Annotated in this window: 21 protein-coding genes and 1 pseudogene; 5 read left to right on the top strand and 17 right to left on the bottom strand. The window is 59.5% G+C overall.

Going from position 1 to position 20,663, the window contains the following annotated elements:
- Nucleotides 1–281: 281 nt before the first annotated feature.
- The 6 genes and pseudogenes from AC1DIG_RS20470 to yiaY all read right to left on the bottom strand — a co-directional run bounded on the left by AC1DIG_RS20470 (nt 282) and on the right by yiaY (nt 5,008).
- Nucleotides 282–806, bottom strand: coding sequence for a DUF4142 domain-containing protein (locus AC1DIG_RS20470; protein WP_477768744.1), 525 nt, complete (start codon nt 804–806; stop codon nt 282–284).
- A gap of 129 nt (nt 807–935) precedes the next feature.
- Nucleotides 936–2,279: a sensor domain-containing protein gene (locus AC1DIG_RS20465; RefSeq protein WP_477768743.1), complete on the bottom strand. Its 1,344-nt coding sequence runs from the start codon at nt 2,277–2,279 to the stop codon at nt 936–938.
- A gap of 105 nt (nt 2,280–2,384) precedes the next feature.
- A pseudogene (locus tag AC1DIG_RS20460) lies at nt 2,385–2,579 on the bottom strand (LysE family translocator); the annotation flags it as partial.
- Between the two features lie 27 nt (nt 2,580–2,606).
- On the bottom strand, nt 2,607–3,020 hold the full coding sequence (fos, locus tag AC1DIG_RS20455) for a fosfomycin resistance glutathione transferase (RefSeq protein WP_477768742.1): 414 nt from the start codon (nt 3,018–3,020) through the stop codon (nt 2,607–2,609).
- Nucleotides 3,021–3,024: 4 nt separating this feature from the next.
- Nucleotides 3,025–3,765 carry a PA3715 family protein gene (locus AC1DIG_RS20450; protein WP_477768741.1) on the bottom strand — a complete coding sequence of 247 codons (741 nt, stop codon included), beginning with the start codon at nt 3,763–3,765 and terminating at the stop codon, nt 3,025–3,027.
- A gap of 94 nt (nt 3,766–3,859) precedes the next feature.
- On the bottom strand, nt 3,860–5,008 hold the full coding sequence (gene yiaY / locus AC1DIG_RS20445; RefSeq protein WP_477768740.1) for an L-threonine dehydrogenase: 1,149 nt from the start codon (nt 5,006–5,008) through the stop codon (nt 3,860–3,862).
- 155 nt (nt 5,009–5,163) lie between these two features.
- On the opposite strand from yiaY, the gene AC1DIG_RS20440 reads away from it, so the two are divergent.
- Complete coding sequence (locus tag AC1DIG_RS20440) at nt 5,164–6,183, top strand: DUF4917 family protein (RefSeq protein ID WP_477768739.1); 1,020 nt, start codon at nt 5,164–5,166, stop codon at nt 6,181–6,183.
- 108 nt (nt 6,184–6,291) lie between these two features.
- Here the strand turns inward: AC1DIG_RS20440 and AC1DIG_RS20435 are convergent, their stop codons facing one another.
- The gene (locus AC1DIG_RS20435) at nt 6,292–6,834 is read right to left on the bottom strand and encodes a helix-turn-helix domain-containing protein (RefSeq protein WP_123428173.1); all 543 of its coding nucleotides are present in this window, start codon (nt 6,832–6,834) and stop codon (nt 6,292–6,294) included.
- A gap of 158 nt (nt 6,835–6,992) precedes the next feature.
- On the opposite strand from AC1DIG_RS20435, the gene AC1DIG_RS20430 reads away from it, so the two are divergent.
- Nucleotides 6,993–7,775, top strand: coding sequence for an aldolase (locus AC1DIG_RS20430; RefSeq protein WP_477768738.1), 783 nt, complete (start codon nt 6,993–6,995; stop codon nt 7,773–7,775).
- A 31-nt stretch (nt 7,776–7,806) separates the two neighbouring features.
- Nucleotides 7,807–8,694, top strand: coding sequence for a dihydrodipicolinate synthase family protein (locus AC1DIG_RS20425; protein WP_477768737.1), 888 nt, complete (start codon nt 7,807–7,809; stop codon nt 8,692–8,694).
- A gap of 144 nt (nt 8,695–8,838) precedes the next feature.
- Here the strand turns inward: AC1DIG_RS20425 and AC1DIG_RS20420 are convergent, their stop codons facing one another.
- From AC1DIG_RS20420 to AC1DIG_RS20410, 3 genes are read right to left on the bottom strand one after another with little or no spacing between them, the layout of a single operon-like run.
- Nucleotides 8,839–9,183, bottom strand: coding sequence for a YegP family protein (locus AC1DIG_RS20420; protein ID WP_477768736.1), 345 nt, complete (start codon nt 9,181–9,183; stop codon nt 8,839–8,841).
- A gap of 57 nt (nt 9,184–9,240) precedes the next feature.
- A complete protein-coding gene (locus AC1DIG_RS20415; RefSeq protein WP_054596073.1) occupies nt 9,241–9,546 on the bottom strand; it encodes a ribbon-helix-helix domain-containing protein in 306 nt (101 codons plus the stop codon).
- A 14-nt stretch (nt 9,547–9,560) separates the two neighbouring features.
- A complete protein-coding gene (locus tag AC1DIG_RS20410; RefSeq protein ID WP_477768735.1) occupies nt 9,561–10,142 on the bottom strand; it encodes a DJ-1/PfpI family protein in 582 nt (193 codons plus the stop codon).
- 287 nt (nt 10,143–10,429) lie between these two features.
- On the opposite strand from AC1DIG_RS20410, the gene AC1DIG_RS20405 reads away from it, so the two are divergent.
- A complete protein-coding gene (locus AC1DIG_RS20405; protein WP_019692235.1) occupies nt 10,430–11,350 on the top strand; it encodes a DMT family transporter in 921 nt (306 codons plus the stop codon).
- On the opposite strand, the gene AC1DIG_RS20400 is transcribed toward AC1DIG_RS20405, so the two are convergent.
- Entirely contained in the window at nt 11,343–12,560 is a 1,218-nt protein-coding gene (locus AC1DIG_RS20400) for a class I SAM-dependent methyltransferase (RefSeq protein WP_477768734.1), read from the bottom strand. The two genes, AC1DIG_RS20405 and AC1DIG_RS20400, sit on opposite strands and share 8 nt — an antisense overlap.
- Nucleotides 12,561–12,850: 290 nt before the next feature.
- A complete protein-coding gene (locus AC1DIG_RS20395; RefSeq protein ID WP_477768733.1) occupies nt 12,851–13,468 on the bottom strand; it encodes a TPM domain-containing protein in 618 nt (205 codons plus the stop codon).
- A 339-nt stretch (nt 13,469–13,807) separates the two neighbouring features.
- Here AC1DIG_RS20395 and bglX point away from each other — a divergent pair, with 339 nt between their 5' ends.
- Complete coding sequence (gene bglX, locus AC1DIG_RS20390; protein WP_477768732.1) at nt 13,808–16,099, top strand: beta-glucosidase BglX; 2,292 nt, start codon at nt 13,808–13,810, stop codon at nt 16,097–16,099.
- 141 nt (nt 16,100–16,240) lie between these two features.
- On the opposite strand, the gene AC1DIG_RS20385 is transcribed toward bglX, so the two are convergent.
- From AC1DIG_RS20385 to AC1DIG_RS20365, 5 genes are all read right to left on the bottom strand, one after another.
- Nucleotides 16,241–17,398 carry a phospholipase D-like domain-containing protein gene (locus tag AC1DIG_RS20385; RefSeq protein WP_477768731.1) on the bottom strand — a complete coding sequence of 386 codons (1,158 nt, stop codon included), beginning with the start codon at nt 17,396–17,398 and terminating at the stop codon, nt 16,241–16,243.
- Between the two features lies 1 nt (nt 17,399).
- Entirely contained in the window at nt 17,400–17,990 is a 591-nt protein-coding gene (locus tag AC1DIG_RS20380) for a YceI family protein (protein WP_477768730.1), read from the bottom strand.
- Nucleotides 17,991–18,073: 83 nt separating this feature from the next.
- Entirely contained in the window at nt 18,074–18,400 is a 327-nt protein-coding gene (locus AC1DIG_RS20375) for an amidase (RefSeq protein ID WP_477768729.1), read from the bottom strand.
- On the bottom strand, nt 18,397–19,491 hold the full coding sequence (locus AC1DIG_RS20370) for a serine hydrolase domain-containing protein (protein ID WP_477768728.1): 1,095 nt from the start codon (nt 19,489–19,491) through the stop codon (nt 18,397–18,399). Before AC1DIG_RS20370 ends, AC1DIG_RS20375 begins: the two co-directional genes overlap by 4 nt.
- A gap of 181 nt (nt 19,492–19,672) precedes the next feature.
- Nucleotides 19,673–20,560, bottom strand: coding sequence for an acyl-CoA dehydrogenase middle domain-containing protein (locus tag AC1DIG_RS20365; RefSeq protein WP_477768727.1), 888 nt, complete (start codon nt 20,558–20,560; stop codon nt 19,673–19,675).
- Nucleotides 20,561–20,663 lie beyond the last annotated feature (103 nt).

Below are 20,663 nucleotides of genomic sequence, written 5' to 3'. Positions count from 1 at the left end.
CTGGCAAATTGACTGCCATTGATACTAGACACAAACCGGCACAAAGAAAGAAACCGAACGTGGATAAAGGTCAGAAGAAGAGCGTTCCTACGAACACGAAAGACAGGGATGCTCTATAGCCGTTCAGGAAGATGAATGACCGCGCTCTACCAAAGAAATGCAAAACGAGATGCGGGGGCTGGAAACACAGCATTGGTGACAGCGAGACAATTTCGCTGGAAGGTTCACCTGCTGCTGACAAGCAACAGCAGGATTTGAATCAGTGCTGGTCAGCGTCCGCGTCAACCATCCACCCGACCCGATTGGCTGTTAGCCTGAAGGGCCCTGGCCATATGCAAATGGTTTTCGAGCTTGGGCAGGGTCTCTGCAACGAAGGCCTTGAGCTCCGGCACGTCGGTGGTTTGTGCCTCCTGCTTCAACTGTTCGATGGCTTTCTGGGTAGTTTGCACCTGGCTGGCGGCATAGGTCGCGTCGAACGAGTCGCCGTCCCTTACCTCAGGAATCAGCGCCTTGGCCTTGTTGGCCAGCTCGTCTCTGGGGGCAACGGGCAGATCGAGTTTCTTGGCGATTTTCGCCAGATGCTGGTTGGCCGTAGTGCGGTCGTTGATCACCACAATCGCGTAATCCTTGACCTCTTTGGATTCGGTCTTCTGGTGAGCCAGGCGGCTGGCCTCAATGTCGGCCATGCCTTTGGCCGAGGCGTCGTTGATGAATTCGGCTGGCGACTGGGCAAAAGCGCTGCTGGCGCCCAGGCCCAGCAACACGGCAAAACTGATGGTCGATAATCGGCTGGCCATACGCTTCATGGTCACGCCCTCCTGAACAGGCAAATGAGTGCAGCGGGCATCCCCGCCTGACGTCTGAAGTTAAAACACCACAAAGGTTTAGAAAAGTTGAGCCTGCCGCGACGAACGGTGCCCCGCGCCAACGTCGAATCAGGCGCGGTCCAGGCGCCCGCTCAAGCGCTTGGCAGCGTACATGGCCTCATCTGCGTGCTTGAACAATTGCTTTTCCTCACTGCCATGCTCGGGGTAAAGCGCGATACCGATGCTCGGCATGATGTTCAGGCTATGGCTGTCCAGACGCATCGGCTGGCCGAGCACCTGTCGGATCTTGATCGCCACACGCGCCGCGTCTTCGGCAGCCTGAATGCTGTCGAGCAAGACCACAAACTCATCACCGCCAATGCGCGCCACCGTGTCGGTCTCACGCACGCAGCCTTGCAGTCGATTGGCCACCGCTTGCAGCAACATGTCGCCGACGCCATGGCCGTAGGTGTCGTTGACCTGTTTGAAATGGTCCAGATCGACATACAACAGTGCCATGCGCCCAGAATTTTTTCTGGCTTTGCCGAGGGCCGCAGTCAGGCGTTCACGCAACAGCTCGCGGTTAGGCAAGCGGGTCAACTGGTCGTGCTGCGCCATGAATTGCAGCCGGCAGTGCAACTGCTTGCGCTCAATGGCTGCCGCGAGCTGGGCACAGACGTATTGCAGCAGCTCCTTGTCGCGCTCGGTATAGCGTTCGCCACCGGGTACACTTTTGACGATCAGTGCACCAATGGTGCCTTTCTGTGAGTTCAGCGGCACACCCAACCAGCAGGGTGAGTCCTGGCCATTGCCGACCTCGGACAGTCCGGGCATCGAGACAGGTTGGTCAGGTGTCACCAGCACCGGCTGCCCCGTTTGGATCACCTCGGTGCAAAGCCGGCCGGTAACGCTGCACAGCGGATCGCTCTCGTGTTCGTCGACGTGGTACGGGAAACTCAATTGCTCGCAGTGCTCGTCATAGAGCGCCACCGAGAAGTTCAGCGCCGGCAGCCATTCGCCAATCAGTTGATGGACGAGCTTGAACAGCGCCAGCAAATCCTCAGCGGCATGGGCGGCTTCGGAGATCGCGTACAGTGCGGCCTGCCGGGACTCTGCCTGTTTGCGCTCGGTGATGTCACGGGCCACGGCGATGCGTAGCTGATCGACTTCAGACCAACGCGCCGACCAGAGAAGATGAACCACCTGACCATCCTTGCGCAGGTAGCGGTTTTCGAAGTTCGGGTTGGGCTGGCCGCGCATGATTTCCCGGGCGGCATCCAGGGTCCGTTGGCGATCGGCCGGGTGGACCATCTCGATCATCGGCTGGCCGATCAGCTCGTCCGGGGTGTAACCGAACACTCGCTCGCTGGCGGCACTGACAAAGACGAAGCGACCCTGGCTATCGACCGCACACACGACGTCGAGCAAAAGATCGATATAGCTCGCCAGCGGCGCGGAATTACTGGTGCTCATCAAAGATGGATACTGTCCAAAAGTGCAGCCGTGAGTATCAATCCCTGGACCCGGCATCGCTGAAACGGATGTCCTGATGCAGCTGTCGCAGCCCTGCGCGCAGCCTCAAACTTTATTCGTCAGCAACCCTGGCACCGCGTGCAGCAAGGCGTTGATGGCGAAACCGATGAACATTACCCCGCCAATCCGGGTAAATGCCAGCTCATGACGCTGATACAGCGTGCGCACCCGACGAGTGCCCACATTGCCGATCAGAATAGCGTATGCGGCGATACCGCCAATGAAGCCTGGAAAAATCAGCTATGGACATACCGGGAGTACGCCCGGTCATGGGGTGAAAAACTTCATCCCGGCATAAGGTTTCTGGCGGCACGCCTCAAGTCGCGACGCCAGATCCCCGACATGGACTTCAAGCTTGTGCCCATCTGGATCCAGGAAATAAAACGACGCGCCTTCGCTGCGATTGTCCCGCCACTCTAGAACACCTACAGCTCGCAGTCGTTCAACCAATACCGGGAAGTCGCTGGCGGCTACGCTGAATGCGTAATGGGTGTATTCGACCGCCGCCTCAGTCTCGCGCAGCGGATCGAGAGACAGGCACAGCCACAACCCCGGCAACGACAGATAGGCGCCGCTATCCCAGGTGGCGTCGAGGCGCAGGTGCAACAGGCCATGATAGAACGCCACGCTGCGGTCCAGATCAGTGACCGCCAGGGTTAGGTGGTTGAAACCGGATAGCATCGGTTCAGAGCCCTTTTAACTCTTTCGGAACAACATACCGCTGACCGTCATACCGCAGCGTCGTCAGTACCGTTTTCCCCACCGTATCTTTGGATTCACATTCGCCATTTTTCACCGAGTCTTGCGAGCCGGTGGTCACCGATTTGACGATCAGGTCGGCGAAGCCGTGGCTGCTGGTTTTAGCGATATCCAGAGTGCGTTTGATGTTCGAGAACTCGCCCGCACAGTTGGTATCCCACTCACCGCTAGCGGATTCGATCACCAGTTGCTCCAGTACCGGGCGTAGCGTGTTGCCTTCGCGAACATACAGCGACAGCTGGGACTCGCCGAAAGGATTGGCCCGCGACGAGCCTGTGAACCCCGCACGCACACCGAATGCCCGCAGGTCGGAAGTAAGCTTGTAGCGCGCGGTGTCGATGCTCAGCCCATCGAACCGGACGGCATCGGAGCTGAACACCGAGGCTTTGGCATAGCGGGCCAGTGGCTTACCGTCGACATTGGACACCACGGCCAGTTTCAAGTCGTACATGCCCATGCCGTCAGGCTCATTGCTCTGGGTCGGATCCGGCTCGATTTGCGACAGTGCGGTGATGGTCTGGCCGTCATAGGCCGGCCAGTCCTTGCACACCGAATAACCCGGTACACCCTCGGGCAATGGTGGTGTTACACACTCGGCATACGCCTGGGTCGCGCCCAGCGCACCACTCATTGCCACACATCCCAACCAGCTGTATTTCAAGGTCATTCCCTGTTCCTTGCGAACGTCATCAATCGATAAAAGATCAGCCTTGCACTATCGCCTGCCCGGTCTGTCGATTCAACCCGTTCGATACAGCAGTTCAAAACGCGCTACGAAAGATCTCCTCGATCTGCCGCTGATCCGCCGCCCGCGGGTTGGTCAGGCCGCAGGCGTCTTTCAAGGCGTTGGCGGCAAGGATCGGAATGTCTTGCAACTTGGCGCCGAGATCACGCAAACCACCGGGGATTTCCACATCCCTGGCCAACGCGCGGATCGCCACAATGGCTGCTTGAGCGCCCTCTTCCGGACTGACACCGAGGGTGTCGACCCCCAGAGCCTGCGCCACCACCGCCAGGCGTTCGGCACAAACCGCGGCATTGAAGCTCTGCACGTGCGGCAGCAATACCGCGTTGCAGACACCGTGGGGTAAATCATAAAAGCCGCCCAACTGGTGCGCCATCGCATGCACAAACCCCAACGAAGCATTGTTGAATGCCATGCCGGCGAGGAACTGCGCATACGCCATGTTTTCCCGGGCGATCATGTCGCTGCCGTCGTGCACGGCCTGACGCAGGTTGCGGCTGATCAGCTCGATGGCTTTCAGTGCGCAGGCGTCGGTGATCGGGTTGGCGGCCGTGGAAACGTAGGCTTCGATGGCGTGGGTCAAGGCGTCCATGCCGGTCGCCGCGGTCAGGCCCTTGGGCATGGCCGCCATCAGCGCCGGGTCGTTGACCGACAGCAGCGGCGTGACGTTGCGGTCGACGATGGCCATTTTCACGTGACGCGATTCGTCGGTGATGATGCAGAAACGGGTCATCTCGCTGGCAGTGCCGGCCGTGGTGTTGATCGCGATCAGCGGCAATTGCGGCTTGGCTGATTGGTCGACGCCTTCGTAATCGGCGATCTTGCCGCCGTTGGTGGCGCACAACGCGATGCCTTTGGCGCAATCGTGGGGCGAGCCGCCGCCCAGGGAGATCACACAATCACACTGGCTACGCTGGAGCAGTTCCAGGCCGCTCTCGACGTTGGCGATGCTCGGGTTCGGTTTGGCACCGTCGAAAATCACCGAATCGATGTCCTGCATCGCCAGTTTTTCAGCGATCAACCCTGCCACGCCGGCCTTGGCCAATCCTGCGTCCGTTACGATCAAGGCCTTGCGAAATCCATAGTTGCGAATGGCGTTCATGGCTTCGTCGAGGCAACCGGTGCCCATGATGTTCACCGCAGGAATGAAAAACGTGCTGGTCATCACCAATCCTCTTCGATGGGGCCGAACCGGCAACCCCGATTCAGCGGTGGCCCAAAGGATCGACCCATCCGTTATCGCGCATCTTGATCTGGCTCAACACCCGGTCGTGATAAAGTCTGCGCCCTGCACTCCACCCGCTTGAGATGACCGACGCGATGACCGATTTCCAGGAATTTGATGCCCGACTAGAAGACTGGAATGCGTTGCGCGCAACCACCCCGTTCAGCGCCCTGCTGGTGGGCAACGGCGCCAGCCGTGCGGTATGGGATGATTTTGGTTACGACTCGCTGTTCGAGAACGCACGCACGGTCGAAGAAAAACCGTTGAGCCAGTCCGAACTGAGCGTGTTCGACGCGATGCAAACCCGCAGTTTCGAGCAAGTGCTGAGCGCGCTGAAAACCACCAGCCGGGTCAACAAGGCCCTGGCCGTGAGCTCCGCCGCACCGCGCAATCGCTACTACGCGATCAAGGAAGCGCTGATCAACACCGTGCATGCGGTGCACATCCCGTGGCGCCTGGTGCAACCGTCAAGCCTGGCGGCGATCAATCAGGAATTGAGCACCTATCCGACGGTGTTCACCACCAACTACGACCTGCTCAATTACTGGGCGATCCAGCACCAACCCGATGCCATCAGTGACCTGTTTCACGGCACCGAGCCGAGCTTCGACCTGAGCGCAAGCACCGCGGATAAAACCCGCCTGCTCTACTTGCACGGCGGCTTGCACCTGGTGCGCAACCAGGATGGCACAGCGCGCAAACTGACCTCGACGGAGGGTACGCTGCTGGGCAGTTTTGCGATCAACAACACGATCAAGACGCTGGACGACGTGCCGCTGTTCGTCAGCGAAGGCAGCTCTGAAGACAAGCTCAAGACCATCCGCAGTTCGGATTACCTGTCGTTCTGCTACGACCAGTTACTCAAGCAAAGCGACGCGCTGTGCATCTTCGGCCACAGCCTTGGCAAGCAGGACGCTCACATCGTTCATGCGCTGCGTCAGGCACAACCGAAGACCGTGGCAGTCTCGATTTACCCGCGCAGCGCGGCGTTCATCCAGAGCCAGAAGCGGCATTATGCGAAGGTGTTTGAAGGGACTGGCGTGGAGCTGAGGTTTTTTGATTCCAAAAGCCATGCGTTGGGTAGCCCGAAGCTATCCGTTCCAGTCGAGGTTTAGTGGCGCCAGGATCGACGCCATCGCGAGCAAGCTCGCTCCCACATTTGATCTGCGACGTACATACCCCCTGTGGGAGTGAGCTTGCTCGCGATGCTTTTTGCAGTCGACTCACTCCTCGCCGCTATGCACCACCACCAGCAACTGCGCCTGTACCTCGCCCACCGAGCGCAGGCGATGCGGCTTTTGCGCGTTGAAGTGCAACGCGTCGCCACGGTTCAGAATCACTCGCTCGCTCATGAAGTCGACTTCGACCTGGCCTTCATGGACGAACAGAAACTCCTCCCCCATATGCTCCTTGAAGGTCTTGTCGCTGAATTCTTTGGGCGGATAAATGATGAACGGCAGCAGGCTGCGCTCGCTGACCTGATGGGCCAGCACCGCATAACCCGGAGCCTGATCATTGGCCGCCAGCGACTGGCGCTCTTCGGCACGTACCAGGCTATAGCTGTCGAGGCTGATGGTTTCCTCGGAGAACAATTCCTCGACCTTGACGTTCAGCGCCTTGGCCAGTTTCAGCGCTGCAGCGATGGACGGGGTGTTCAGCCCGCGCTCGACTTTCGACAGATAACTCTTGGTCATGCCGGATTTTTCGGCCAGGGCCTCCAGCGTAACGCCGAGTTTTTTTCGCAGTAATTTCAAACGGATAGACATGTGGAGCGATTAATCCATCAAGGAGGCAACGATTAGTCCTTGCCAATGACACAAAGTGTCATATAGCCTCTTAAGTGTCATTTGTGCTCACCCAACGACTTTGCGAGCAGCGGGAAAACACATCCGACGTCCATTGATCACTGCAAAGGACACCCGATATGGCCAAGACATTAGCACTACCCAAGGACCAACTCATCAAGCAGGCGCTTTCGCAGATGCAAAGCACGCTGGCGGATAATACGTGGACCGACCGGCAAAAGCTGGCCCTGACCTGCCGCATTCTGTTCGAGAACGGTCACGACTCCGGCCTGGCCGGGCAAATCACCGCCCGTGGCCCGCAGCCCGGCAGCTATTACACCCAACAACTGGGCCTGGGTTTCGACGAAATAACCGCGAGCAACTTGCTGCTGGTCAACGAAGACCTGGAGGTGCTGGAAGGTCACGGCATGCCCAACCCGGCCAACCGTTTCCACAGCTGGGTGTACCGCGCCCGGCCGGACGTGAACTGCATCATTCACACGCACCCGATGCACATCGCGGCGTTGTCGATGCTGGAAGTGCCGCTGGAAATCTCGCACATGGACCTCTGCCCACTCTATGAAGACTGCGCCTTTCTCGAAGCCTGGCCGGGTGTGCCAGTGGGCAACGAAGAAGGTGAAATCATCGCCGGTGCCCTGGGCGACAAGCGTGCGATTCTGCTTTCCCACCACGGTCAGCTGTCGACCGGAAGGACCATCGAGGAAGCCTGTGTCATCGCGCAGTTGATCGAACGCGCGGCCAAATTGCAGCTGCTGGCGATGTCGGCAGGCGAACTCAAACCGATTCTGCCGGCGCTCGGCCGCGAAGCCCATGACTGGATCTCCAGACCCAAACGCCACGGTGCCGCCTTCAACTACTACGCTCGGCAGAACCTGCGTCAACACGCCGATTGCCTGAACTGAATCCATCCCTTTACTTAACCGGAGAGACGCCATGTCTACCCCTTCTATTCACGGCATCATCGGCTACACCATCACCCCGTTCACCGCTAATGGCGAAGGCATCGATCTGGATGCGCTGGGTCGCTCCATCGACTGTTTGATCGACGGCGGCGTACACGCCATCGCTCCGTTGGGCAGCACCGGCGAAGGGGCGTACCTGAGTGATGCAGAGTGGGATCTGGTCAGCGAGTTCAGCATCAAGCACGTGGCCAGGCGCGTGCCGACCATCGTCAGCGTCTCCGACCTGACCACCGCCAAAGCCGTGCGCCGCGCGCGTTTCGCCGAGGCGCATGGCGCCGATGTGGTGATGGTCTTGCCGACGTCCTACTGGAAACTCAGCGAAGCCGAGATCCTTGCCCACTACCGCGCCATCGGCGAGAGCGTCGGTGTGCCGATCATGCTCTACAACAACCCGGCCACCAGCGGCACCGACATGTCGGTGGAACTGATCCTGCGGATTTTCAACACCGTGGAAAACGTGACCATGGTCAAGGAGAGCACCGGCGATATCCAGCGCATGCACAAGCTGCACTGGCTCGGCGAAGGTCAGGTGCCGTTCTACAACGGTTGCAACCCGCTGGCGCTGGAGGCTTTCGCAGCAGGCGCCAAAGGCTGGTGCACAGCGGCACCGAACCTGATCCCGCAGCTCAATGGCGCGCTGTATCAAGCGGTGTTGGCCAATGACCTGGGCACGGCTCGGGAGTTGTTCTATCGCCAGTTGCCGCTGCTGGACTTCATCCTCAAGGGCGGTTTGCCGGCGACCATCAAGGCCGGTCTGCGCATGACCGGGCTGGACGTTGGCGACCCGCGTCTGCCGGTGTTCCCGCTGGGTGAAGCAGCTCGCAGCCAACTGCAAGGGTTGTTGAACTCGTTGCGCTAATCTTCAGGCACATACAAAACCAATGTGGGAGCGAGCTTGCTCGCGATGGCGATCTGACATTCAACATCTCCGTCGAATGTTATGCCGCTATCGCGAGCAAGCTCGCTCCCACAGGGGATTTGTACTGGTCTTGAAAGAGGGTATTCAAAGCACCGGCAACGTCTTGTCCTTGATCACCTTGGTCGGCCCGTTGGCCTTGACGCTGGCGATGCCTTTTTCCAGTGCTGCGTCGGAAGAATAGGCCTCGCTGCTGCCGATAATCTGATGGTTGGCGGCCTTGAGATTGAAGTAAGGATGGCCATCCTTGGTGGACTTTTTCTCGTAGCGTTCATCCAGTGGGCTATTGGCCTGAACCGAGGCAATGCCGCCATCAGCGGCGCTGCGCGTGGTGTACAGCTCGCTGGTGAGAATGGTCTCGGCGTTGGCCGCTTTCAGCACAAAGCGAAACTGGCCATTGATGCTTTTGCTCAACTCGTACCATCCGGACATGGTCGTTCTCCTTGGCGATTGAAGGGGTTCGCGCTTCAGAGTAAAGACCACGCCACCCTACTTCACCACCGCGCGCACCACCGACAACTCCGGCGTCGTCACCCGGCGCTGGCTCAGGTAACGCGTGCAGCTGACCCGCAGGAACGAGGCGAAATTCACCACTTCGCCCCGGTAGTCCATCACCTCTTCATAGAGCTTGGCGATCAACTGGTTGGTGGTCATGCCATCGACTTCGGCAATCTCGCTGAGGATGTCCCAGAACTGGTTCTCCAGCCGCAGCGTGGTCACCACCCCACAGATACGCAGCGAGCGCGAGCGTGACTCGTACAGGATCGGGTCGGCTTTGACGTACAGCTCGCACATGCGCAGGTCTCCGCTTACAAAGTGATTTTGGTGCCCAACAGACCAAGGAAACCGGCCAGCCAGCTCGGGTGCGCCGGCCAGGCTGGAGCCGTCGCCAGATTGCCCTGAACGTGACCTTGCGTCACCGGAATATCGATATACGTGCCACCGGCCAAACGCACTTCTGGTGCGCAGGCGGGATAAGCGCTGCATTCGCGGCCTTCAAGAATCCCCGCCGCCGCCAACAATTGCGCACCATGGCAGACCGCCGCAATCGGTTTGCCGGCCTTGTCGAAGGCTTGCACCAGTTGCAGGACTTTTTCGTTCAGGCGCAGGTATTCCGGCGCCCGACCACCCGGCACCAGCAACGCATCGTAGTCCGCCGCATCGACCTTGGCGAAGTCGAAGTTCAGCGCAAACAGGTGACCGGGTTTCTCGCTGTAGGTCTGGTCGCCTTCGAAATCATGGATCGCAGTGCGCACGGTCTGCCCGGCAGTTTTGTCGGGGCACACCGCGTGCACCGTATGACCGACCATCAGCAGCGCCTGAAACGGCACCATCACTTCGTAGTCTTCGACGTAATCGCCGACCAGCATCAGAATTTTTTTCGCGGCCATGGGGATGACTCCTCTGGTAAAAACTTGGGCAGGAAGGAGTATTCAAGGTAGTCCGAATCCAGCGGGACGGGTAATAACCAGCTACTACGCCGTAGGTACCGCGTCATCGTTCATCGCGGGCAAGCCCGCTCCCACAGGGTACGGTGTCGTTTTTGTGGGAGCGGACTTGCCCGCGAAGGCGTCCGCAAACTGTACGGATAAGTCCGTGTCCAGCTGTAACAGCGCAGCGTGCACAGTTTGTGGCTAGATGAACGCTCTCCCGCCACTTTCGAATTCTGGTTACCGTTATGTCCTCCCGCGAAAACACCGGCATGGCGCTGGGCCTGCTCGGCGTCGTCATCTTCAGCCTGACCCTGCCCTTCACCCGGATTGTGGTGCAAGAAGTCCATCCGTTGCTCAATGGTCTGGGCCGAGCGTTGTTCGCGGCGATTCCGGCAGCGATGTTGTTGCTCTGGCGGCGGGAAAAATGGCCGACCTGGAAACAGGTCAAAGGCCTGACCCTGGTGATCGCTGGAGTGATTCTCGGTTTCCCGGTGCTCTCGGCCTGGGCCATGCAAACGCTGCCGGCGTCACATGGCGCGCTGGTCAACGGTTTACAGCCATTGTGCGTGGCGCTGTATGCGGCGTGGTTGTCCCATGAGCGGCCGTCGAAAGCCTTCTGGGCTTGCGCCGCATTGGGCAGCGCGTTGGTCCTGGGTTACGCGTTGATCAGCGGTGCCGGAAGTATCCAGGCCGGTGATTTATTGATGCTTGGGGCGATTGCCATCGGCGGCCTGGGTTACGCCGAAGGTGGCCGGTTGGCCAAGGAGATGGGCGGCTGGCAGGTGATCTGCTGGGCGCTGGTGCTGTCGACACCATTGTTGATCGGCCCGGTGACGTATCTGGCGCTGCAGCACCAAGGCGAGATTTCGGCGAAAACCTGGTGGGCCTTCGGTTACGTATCGCTGTTCTCGCAGTTCATCGGCTTCTTCGCCTGGTACGCCGGACTGGCGATGGGAGGCATCGCCCGGGTCAGTCAGATCCAGCTGCTGCAGATCTTCTTCACCATCGCCTTCTCGGCGCTGTTCTTTGGCGAACACATCGAACCGATTACCTGGCTGTTTGCGGTCGGGGTGATTGTCACCGTGATGCTCGGGCGCAAGACGGCGGTGCGCCCGGCACAACCGGGCACGTTACCGACGGGTATTCAGATCAAGCCGTTCAAATAAGCAGCCCATCGGCCCGCAGCAGCGTTTCCAGACAATGCTCGGTGATGTGGTAGAACGCCTTGAGCTCCTGGATTTTCACCAACAGCTGGGCCGGGTCCACCGGTTCAGCGCGTTTGACTGCCAGGATCATCTTGTTCTTGTTGGTGTGGTCCAGGGAGATGAACTCGAAGACCTTGGTTTCATATCCGCAGGCCTCGAGGAACAACGCCCGCAGGCTGTCGGTGACCATTTCGGCTTGCTGACCAAGGTGCAAACCATATTGCAGCATCGGCTTGAGCAGCGCCGGGCTCTGGATTTGCAGGCGAATCTGCTTATGGCAGCACGGCGAGCACATGATGATTGCCGCACCGGAGCGGATGCCGGTGTGGATTGCGTAGTCGGTGGCGATGTCACAGGCGTGCAAGGCGATCATCACGTCCAGCTCGCTCGGTGCCACGCTACGCACATCACCACATTTGAACACCAGCCCCGGATGCTCAAGGCGCGCCGCAGCGGTGTTGCACAGATTGACCATGTCTTCGCGCAACTCGACACCGGTGACCACGCCTTCGGCGTGCAAGGTGTTGCGCAGGTAATCGTGAATGGCGAAGGTCAGATAGCCCTTGCCTGAACCGAAGTCCGCCACCCGTACCGGTTTATCCAGCGCCAGCGGTGAAGACGTCAGCGCATGGCTGAAGACTTCAATGAACTTGTTGATCTGCTTCCACTTGCGCGACATCGCCGGAATCAGCTCGTGCTTGCTGTTGGTTACACCGAGATCCGCGAGGAACGGTCGGGTCAGGTCGAGGAAGCGGTTCTTCTCGCGATTGTGCTCGGCAGACGGCACTTCGCGCAGTTGCTGGGGCTTGCTCTTGAACAGCGAACTCTTGCCCTTCTTGCTGTATTCAAGCTGGGCTTCATCGGTCAGCGCTAGCAGGTGCGCGTTCTTGAAGTCCTGTGGCAACAGCGCAGCAATCGTCGCGATACCCTCTTCGACCGGGAAATTCTTGGTGATGTCACGCGTCTTGTAGCGATAGACGAAGGACAGGCACGGCTGCTCCTTGACCGTCAGTTGCTTGATGATGATTCGCTGCAAGTCGACTTCAGCGCCGACGTACTTGGCCAGCACCAGTTTGATAAAGGCGTTCTGCGCCAGGCTGGTGCTCAGCAGGTCGATAAATTGCGCATGATGATCCGGCGTGAGGCTGGCGGGAGTTGCGGTAACAGACATGTAGAAAACGCCTCGGGCGGTACGGATCGGGGAATGACGGGTATTTTAGGGGGGATGGCGCGTCGGGACACGCAGTTATTTACTGAACGGTTTGAAATCGCCCCTCACCCTAGCCCTCTCCCCAAGGGGCGAGGGGACTGACCGAGGTGTCTTTCGCAATGCTGCGACCTGAAATATCGAGTCGAACTCAGGTCTTGAAAGCAAAGGAGATCAGCTCCCTTTCACCCTCTCCCCTCTGGGGAGAGGGCTGGGGTGAGGGGTGGATTTGAAACCTGACAAAAGTCCCAATCTCACCCCAACACCACCAACCGATTCGGCAACTCATTGCGCACATGCGTCACCGGCACATGCACCTTGAGCAGTTCGCCACAGGCTTCGATGCAGGTCACAAAACCTTGCAACGTCTGGCCCTGTTTCACCCTCCGGGTGAAGGCTGCAACGATCGGGTCCCAGTTTTTGTTATCCAGCCGCCTGGAAATCCCTTCGTCCACCAGAATCTCCACATAGCGCTCGGCTTCGCAGACGAAAATCAGCACGCCGGTGCCGCCGACGGTGTGATGCAGGTTCTGCTCCAGAAACTGCCGGCGCGCCAGGTTCGAGGCGCGCCAGTGGCGCACCGACCGCGGGATCAGGTGGGTGGTGATCGACGGAATCCGGAACACCAGGCACAGCACGATGAAACTCACCCACTGCACCAGCAGCAAGGTGTGCATGTTCAGCCAGCCGGTAACGTAGTGCACGATGCCCGGCACGATCAGCGCCAGCAGACTGGCCCAGAGCAGCGGAATGTACGCGTAGTCATCGGCCCGGGCTGCGAGCACGGTGACCAGTTCCGCGTCGGTGTCGCGCTCGACACGGGCAATCGCTTCGGCGACCTGACGCTGTTCGTACTCACTCAGTAATGCCATGGTGTTGAATGCTCATTCATTATTGTTATGACCCGCTGCCTCTGCCCCCCAAGTCCTTGGCCTTCGCAGGTGCATTCCTCTTGAACGCTTGCCGTAGCTGATCGTGCAGAAGCTCCATGCCCATTACCGTGGAAGTAATCCACGTGCCTCCAAATCAAGCTCTTGGGGCATAATCTGCCCCCGCCACTGGATTGCATCGGGCCAATCGGCTAAAAGATGCCCAGCGCGAAAAGAGTTCAGAAGTTTGCTGCATTTAGCCGAACAACAACAGACGCTCCCTAATTTTGGCTGACCGGCGCGTAACCACTGCGTCCGTTTAGGCTTTTGAGATCACTATTCATGAAGAAGCTGTGTTTGCTGGGCCTTGCCATCGGCCTGGCCAGTCACTCTGTATGGGCCGACACAACGCCTGCACCGATTGAAAACAAGAACGCTTTCATCAGCAACCTGATGAAGCAGATGACCCTTGAAGAAAAGATCGGCCAATTGCGCCTGATCAGCATCGGTCCGGAAATGCCCCGCGAGCTGATCCGCAAGGAAATCGCCGCCGGCAACATCGGCGGCACGTTCAACTCGATCACTCGCCCGGAAAACCGTCCGATGCAGGACGCGGCCATGCGCAGCCGGTTGAAGATCCCGATGTTCTTCGCCTATGACGTGATCCACGGCCACCGGACCATTTTCCCTATCCCTCTGGCCCTGGCCTCGAGCTGGGACATGGACGCGATTGGTCGCAGCGGGCGCATTGCCGCCAAGGAAGCCGCCGCCGACAGCCTCGACATCACCTTCGCGCCGATGGTCGACATTTCCCGCGACCCACGTTGGGGCCGCACCTCCGAAGGTTTCGGCGAAGACACTTATCTGGTCTCGCGCATCGCCAAAGTGATGGTCAAGGCCTATCAAGGCGAGACCCCGAGCGCGGCCGACAGCATCATGGCCAGCGTCAAGCACTTCGCCCTGTACGGCGCTGTCGAAGGTGGTCGCGACTACAACACCGTCGACATGAGCCCGGTGAAGATGTACCAGGACTACCTGCCACCGTACCGCGCCGCCATTGATGCCGGCGCTGGCGGGGTGATGGTTGCGCTGAACTCGATCAACGGCATTCCGGCCACCGCCAACATGTGGCTGATGCAGGACCTGCTGCGCAAGGAGTGGGGCTTCAAGGGCCTGGCGGTCAGCGACCACGGGGCAATCTTCGAGCTGATCAAGCACGGCGTGGCCCGCGACGGTCGCGAAGCGGCGAAGCTGGCGATCAAGGCCGGCATCGACATGAGCATGAACGACACACTGTACGGCAAGGAACTGCCAGGGCTGCTGAAGTCCGGCGAGATCCAGCAGAGCGACATCGACAACGCCGTGCGTGAAGTGCTGGGTGCCAAGTACGACATGGGCCTGTTCAAGGACCCGTACCTGCGTATCGGCAAGGCCGAGGATGATCCGGCCGACACTTACGCCGACAGCCGTCTGCACCGCGCCGAGGCCCGTGACGTTGCACGTCGCAGCCTGGTGTTGCTGAAGAACCAGAACGAAACCCTGCCGCTGAAGAAGACCGCGAAAATCGTTCTGGTCGGCCCGCTGGCCAAGGCACCGATCGATATGATGGGCAGTTGGGCTGCCGCCGGTAAACCGGAACAGTCGGTCACCTTGTTCGATGGCATGACCCGTGCCCTCGGCGATAAGTCCACGCTGACCTACGTCCGTGGCGCCAACATCACCGAGGACAAGAAAGTCCTCGATTACCTGAACTTCCTCAACTTCGACGCTCCGGAAGTGGTGAATGATCCGCGCTCGGCGCAGGTCATGATCGACGAAGCAGTGAAAGCCGCTCAGCAGTCCGATGTCATCGTGGCAGCGGTCGGCGAGTCGCGTGGTATGTCCCACGAGTCATCGAGCCGTACCGACCTGAACATCCCGGCCAACCAGCGCGACCTGATCAAGGCCCTGAAAGCCACCGGCAAACCACTGGTGCTGGTGCTGATGAACGGCCGTCCGCTGACCATTCTCGACGAGAAGGACCAGGCTGACGCGATCCTCGAAACCTGGTTCACCGGTACCGAAGGCGGCAACGCGATTGCCGACGTGCTGTTCGGTGACTACAACCCGTCCGGCAAGCTGCCGATCAGCTTCCCGCGTTCGGTGGGGCAGATTCCGACCTACTACAACCACCTGAGCATCGGTCGTCCGTTCACCCCTGGCAAACCGGGCAACTACACCTCGCAGTATTTCGATGACACCACAGGTCCTCTGTTTCCATTCGGCTACGGTCTGAGCTACACCAGCTTCAGCCTGTCGGACATGGCCCTGTCGTCGACCACGCTGAACAAGACCGGCAAAATCGACGCCAGCGTGACCGTTAAAAACACCGGCAAGCGTGACGGTGAAACCGTGGTGCAGTTGTACATTCAGGATGTGGTCGGTTCGATGATTCGCCCGCTCAAGGAACTGAAAAACTTCCAGAAAGTGATGCTCAAGGCCGGCGAACAGAAAGTCATCCACTTCACCATCGACGAGGACGACCTGAAGTTCTACAACGCCCAGCTCAAATACGCGGCAGAACCTGGCAAGTTCAACGTGCAGATCGGCCTCGATTCCGAGGACGTGACGCAGCAGAGCTTCGAGTTGCTTTAACCCCCGAAGTTACCTGAAGTACCTGTGGGAGCGAGCTTGCTCGCGATGAGGTCATAACATTCAACATCTCTGTTGACTGTTATATCGCCATCGCGAGCAAGCTCGCTCCCACATTGTTTTTTGGTGTTTGGGGGATTGTGTTCAGCCCCGCCGATCCAGCAGATTCACCACCATCCGGTCCACCCATCCCCACACCCGCTGCTTGATCCGTCGCCACAACGGTCGGCGTTGCCATTCCTCAAGACTGACGCTATGACTCAAGGCAAAGTCTTTCTCGAAACTCGCCGCCACCGCCATGCTCAGGGTCGGATCGAGGGCTTCCAGGTTGGCCTCCAGGTTGAAGCGCAGATTCCAGTGATCGAAATTGCATGAGCCAATGCTCACCCAGTCATCGATCAGGACCATTTTCAAGTGCAGGAAACACGGCTGGTATTCGAAGATCTTCACCCCGGACTTGAGCAGGCGTGGGTAATAACGATGCCCGGCGTAGCGCACCGACGGGTGATCGGTACGCGGCCCGGTCAGCAGCAGGCGCACATCGATGCCCCGCGCGGCGGCCTTGCGCAATGAGCGGCGGACTTTCCAGGTCGGCAGGAAGTAAGGCGTGGCCAGCCAGATTCGCTGCTGACCGCTGTTCAATGCACGAAACAGCGACTGCAGGATGTCCCGGTGTTGCCTGGCGTCGGCATACGCTACCCGGCCCATTCCTTCACCCATCGGCGGCACCCGTGGCAGACGCGGCAAACCGAAGTGGGAGGCAGGTTTCCAGGCGCGGCGGTGGCGGTTGGCGATCCATTGGCGGTCGAACAGCAACTGCCAGTCGAGCACCAGCGGGCCGCTGATTTCCACCATCACTTCATGCCACTCACTGGTGTCGTGACCGGGGGTCCAGAACTCGTCGGTGACGCCCGTGCCACCGACCACTGCCAGCGTCTGATCGACCAACAGCAACTTGCGGTGGTCACGGTAAAGATTGCGCACCCAGCGCCGCCAGCTCAGGCGATTGTAGAAACGCAGCTCCACGTCAGCCTCGATCAGGCGTCGCCGCAGGCTCAGGGTGAACGCCAGGCTGCCGTAGTCATCGAACAGGCAACGCACGCGTACACCGCGCCCGGCGGCTTGCACCAGCGCCTGAACGATCATCTCGGCACAGGCGCCCGCCTCCACCAGGTACAGCTCAAGTTCGACCTGTTCCCGCGCAGCGGCAATCGCCGCCAGCATTCGTGGAAAAAACTGCGGCCCGTCGATCAACAGCTCATAGCGATTGCCTTCACGCCAGGGAAACACTGCACCGCTCATGTCAGCGCGCCGTGAAAATCAGCACCGCACCCACCGGCACCGACGAACTGATGGCTGACAGGCCGGCGACTGTGCGCAGGTTTTCCAGCCCTGGCAGCAGATCGAAATCCTCCGCTTTAATGATCAGCGGCTCCAGGGTCACCACTTGAAAACGCCGATCATCGAGGCGTGTCGCCAACAACTCGGCGTTGTAAGCGTGCTCTTTGCCGTGAAGGCTGACCGTCAGTGGCAAACGCAATTCGAGTTGTGCACCAGGGGCCAGATCCTTGATCGGCCGCAAATCGATCTGTGTGCTGATCAGCGCTTCAGGGAACGCCTTGATCTCGAACAGCTCTTTGCGCATGCGCTCATCGCGCAGAGGAATGCCGCTGTTGACCGACTCCAGTTCGACCTGAACTTGCGCCTGGCCGCTGGCGTCGACCTTGCCATGCAGCACCAGAAAGCGCTGAACTTCGGAGAGATTGGCATTCTTGGTGGAGATAAACGACAGACGAGAAGACTCACCGTCCAGGTACCAGTCGGCGTGGGCTGGCGAGGTAACGAAAGCCAACGGCAGCAAGGCCAGGGCTGTGCAGCAAAACCGCTTGAACATAAACACTCATGGGCAAGTAAACCTGAGCCGAACCTTAGCCTGAGTGAACGCGCTTGCAAACCGCGCAAGGCAAAAGACCGCCCCTATGGGCTCAACCGACACCCCTGACGAGCCCCGAGCCACGCAGCGATATGACTGCGCCCCATGCCGCTGACCGTCACGCGCTTGTTGGGAGCGTCATCGAGAAAACTGCTGATGGGCACGTACTGCGCCACATAGCCCTGACAATAGTCCGCCGGGTTGTTCTCGACATACCGGCACGAGCAATATTCCTTGGCGGTGTAGGCGCTGATGATGTCGGGGAACGCCCACAATGCAACTCGCTCCTGCCAGATCCAGCCAAGCAATACAACGATCAACAACAGCAGCATGCTGAGCCGTGGTCGACGAAGAATAAAACCGGGATTCATGGCTGCACCTTCTGCGCAAATGCCGCCAGTGCCAGTCTGAGCAATTCGTTGTGCCGGTAACTGCCGTCGCGATCATCGCCATAGCGCACGATCACCAGATTCTCGCTGGGCACCACGTATAGCGCCTGCCCCCAATGGCCGAGTGCAGCGAAGGTGTCATCGGGTGCGTCCTCCCAGGGTCTTTCGGCGCCGTCGACCGCCCGGTTGAGCCACCAATGCCCGCCGGGAACAGCTTCATCCTGATTGGCCTTGAAGCGAATGAACGGTTGGCGGTTGAACTCGACCCAGTCTTTTGGCAACAACTGCCGGTTACCCCAGCGACCGTCGCGCTGCATCAACAGGCCGATCCGCGCCAGATCGCGCGCCGTCATATAGGCATAGGACGAGGCAACAAACGTTCCCGTGGCATCGCTCTCCCAAACGGCACTGCGAATCCCCAAGGGGCCGAACAACGCGGTCCATGGATAGTCGGCATAGCGCTGCGCACCGACCATGGTCTTCAGCGTTGCCGACAATAGATTGCTGTCACCGCTGGAATAACGAAACGCCTGACCCGGTGGGCTGAACTCGTCATGGCCGGCAGCGAACGCGGCGATGTCCTGGCGTCCATGGGTGTAGAGCATCGCCACTATCGAAGAATTCAGCGGTGCATATTCATAGGTTTCCTGCCAGTCCAGCCCCGAGGCCCAATGCAGCAAATCAGCGACGGATACATTCGGATGGCTCTGCAAGGGTGGATAAAACTTCGCTGCCGGGTCCTGCAATTTGAACAAGCCCTCGCCATAGGCCACGCCCAACACCGCAGCCATCAGGCTTTTACTGACGGACCAGGTCAGGTGCGGTGTGTCGGCTGTGGTTGGGCCGGCGTAGCGTTCGTAGATCAATTGCCCGTCACGAATCACCAGCAAGGCATCGGTGCGAACGCCTTTACGGCTGCCGTCATCGCGCGGTGCAAAGGCGTAATCCTCCAGGGCCTCAAGCGCCGGACCGCTGATTTTCGGGCCGGGCGACCATTGCTCGGCGGGCCAGTTTTCCGCCAGAACCGGAAGGCTGACCAGCAACAGGAACAGCAGAGTCAGGCGTTTGAACACGGCAGGCACTCAGAGGGATTAACCCTCTGAGCGTAGTCGAGATAAATGACAGTTCGAAAGTTGCGCTGTCAGTGAGACCGTCATCGCGAGCAAGCTCGCTCCCACAGGGAACTGTGTAGAACATGGATCTGCGGCACGACACCATCCAATGTGGGAGCGAGCTTGCTCGCGATGAGGCCCTTCAGTTCAGCGAAGATCCCGCCAACGCCTTGGCCAACCGCTTGGCCCGAGCCCCCGCCGCCAGATCGAGCACCGCCTGATCGCGCGTCCACAACGCTGCCCATTGCGGCGGTCCGCTGGCAAAGGCTTCATTGAGCGCTGGCTTGAGCCCATCGAACTGCGCAAACAACCCGCCCAGCAACACATGCCCGGCGCTACTGTTCGGTGGTTGGCGGCTGACTTCCGCACACCCGGCCAACAGTGCCAGCAACTTCAGTTGAAGGTCTTGCGGCCAGACGCTGTCCTGACCGACACCGTACAACCAGGCACTCATGGCGCTGAGTACATAGATGTCTTCAAGGGTGCGAAACGGTTTGACGTACGCGTCCCAGCCATCTCCAGCGAGCAGTTCACACAACGCATTGTCGAGAAACAGCCGGCCGTGACTGATGTCCGGCATCAAGGCAATGGCCGGCAGCTTTTCAACCTGTACACCGGGTTCGCCGGGATACACCACCGCCAGACTCAAACGCGGTGACTCGCCCAGCTCTTCGCTGCGTGCGGCGATCAACAGCCAGTCCGCCGCATCACCTGCAGTCACGAAATCCTTGCGCCCGCTCACACGCAAATCCTTGAGCCGGGTTTGCAGGTCGGCCGGGCGCAGGCTGCGCTGTTCGGTCGCACACAATGCCCCCAGGCTCGGCGGTGCGCTGGGCCACAACATCCGCAACGCCGCCTGATACCCCACCAGAAAGGCCAAGCCCGGCGTTGCCATCATCCGCCCGCCACGCACCGCCAATTCGAACGGCGTCACCGCGCCCAATACATGCAGCAACGTCGCATACCCCTCCGCCAGATCAGGGTTTTCGGGCTGGCGCTGGTTACAGTTCAACAAGGCTTGCCAAGGCATAAACGGGTCCTCTGGGGGCTGTCACACAAGCATCACCAAAGCTTCATGGCGATGACACCGGGGCTACATAGCCTGACTTTGCACAACAAAGTCGATCGACTGC

The organism is Pseudomonas sp. 05N431, assembly GCF_056397005.1.
This window is presented reverse-complemented; position numbering and strand designations above follow the sequence as displayed.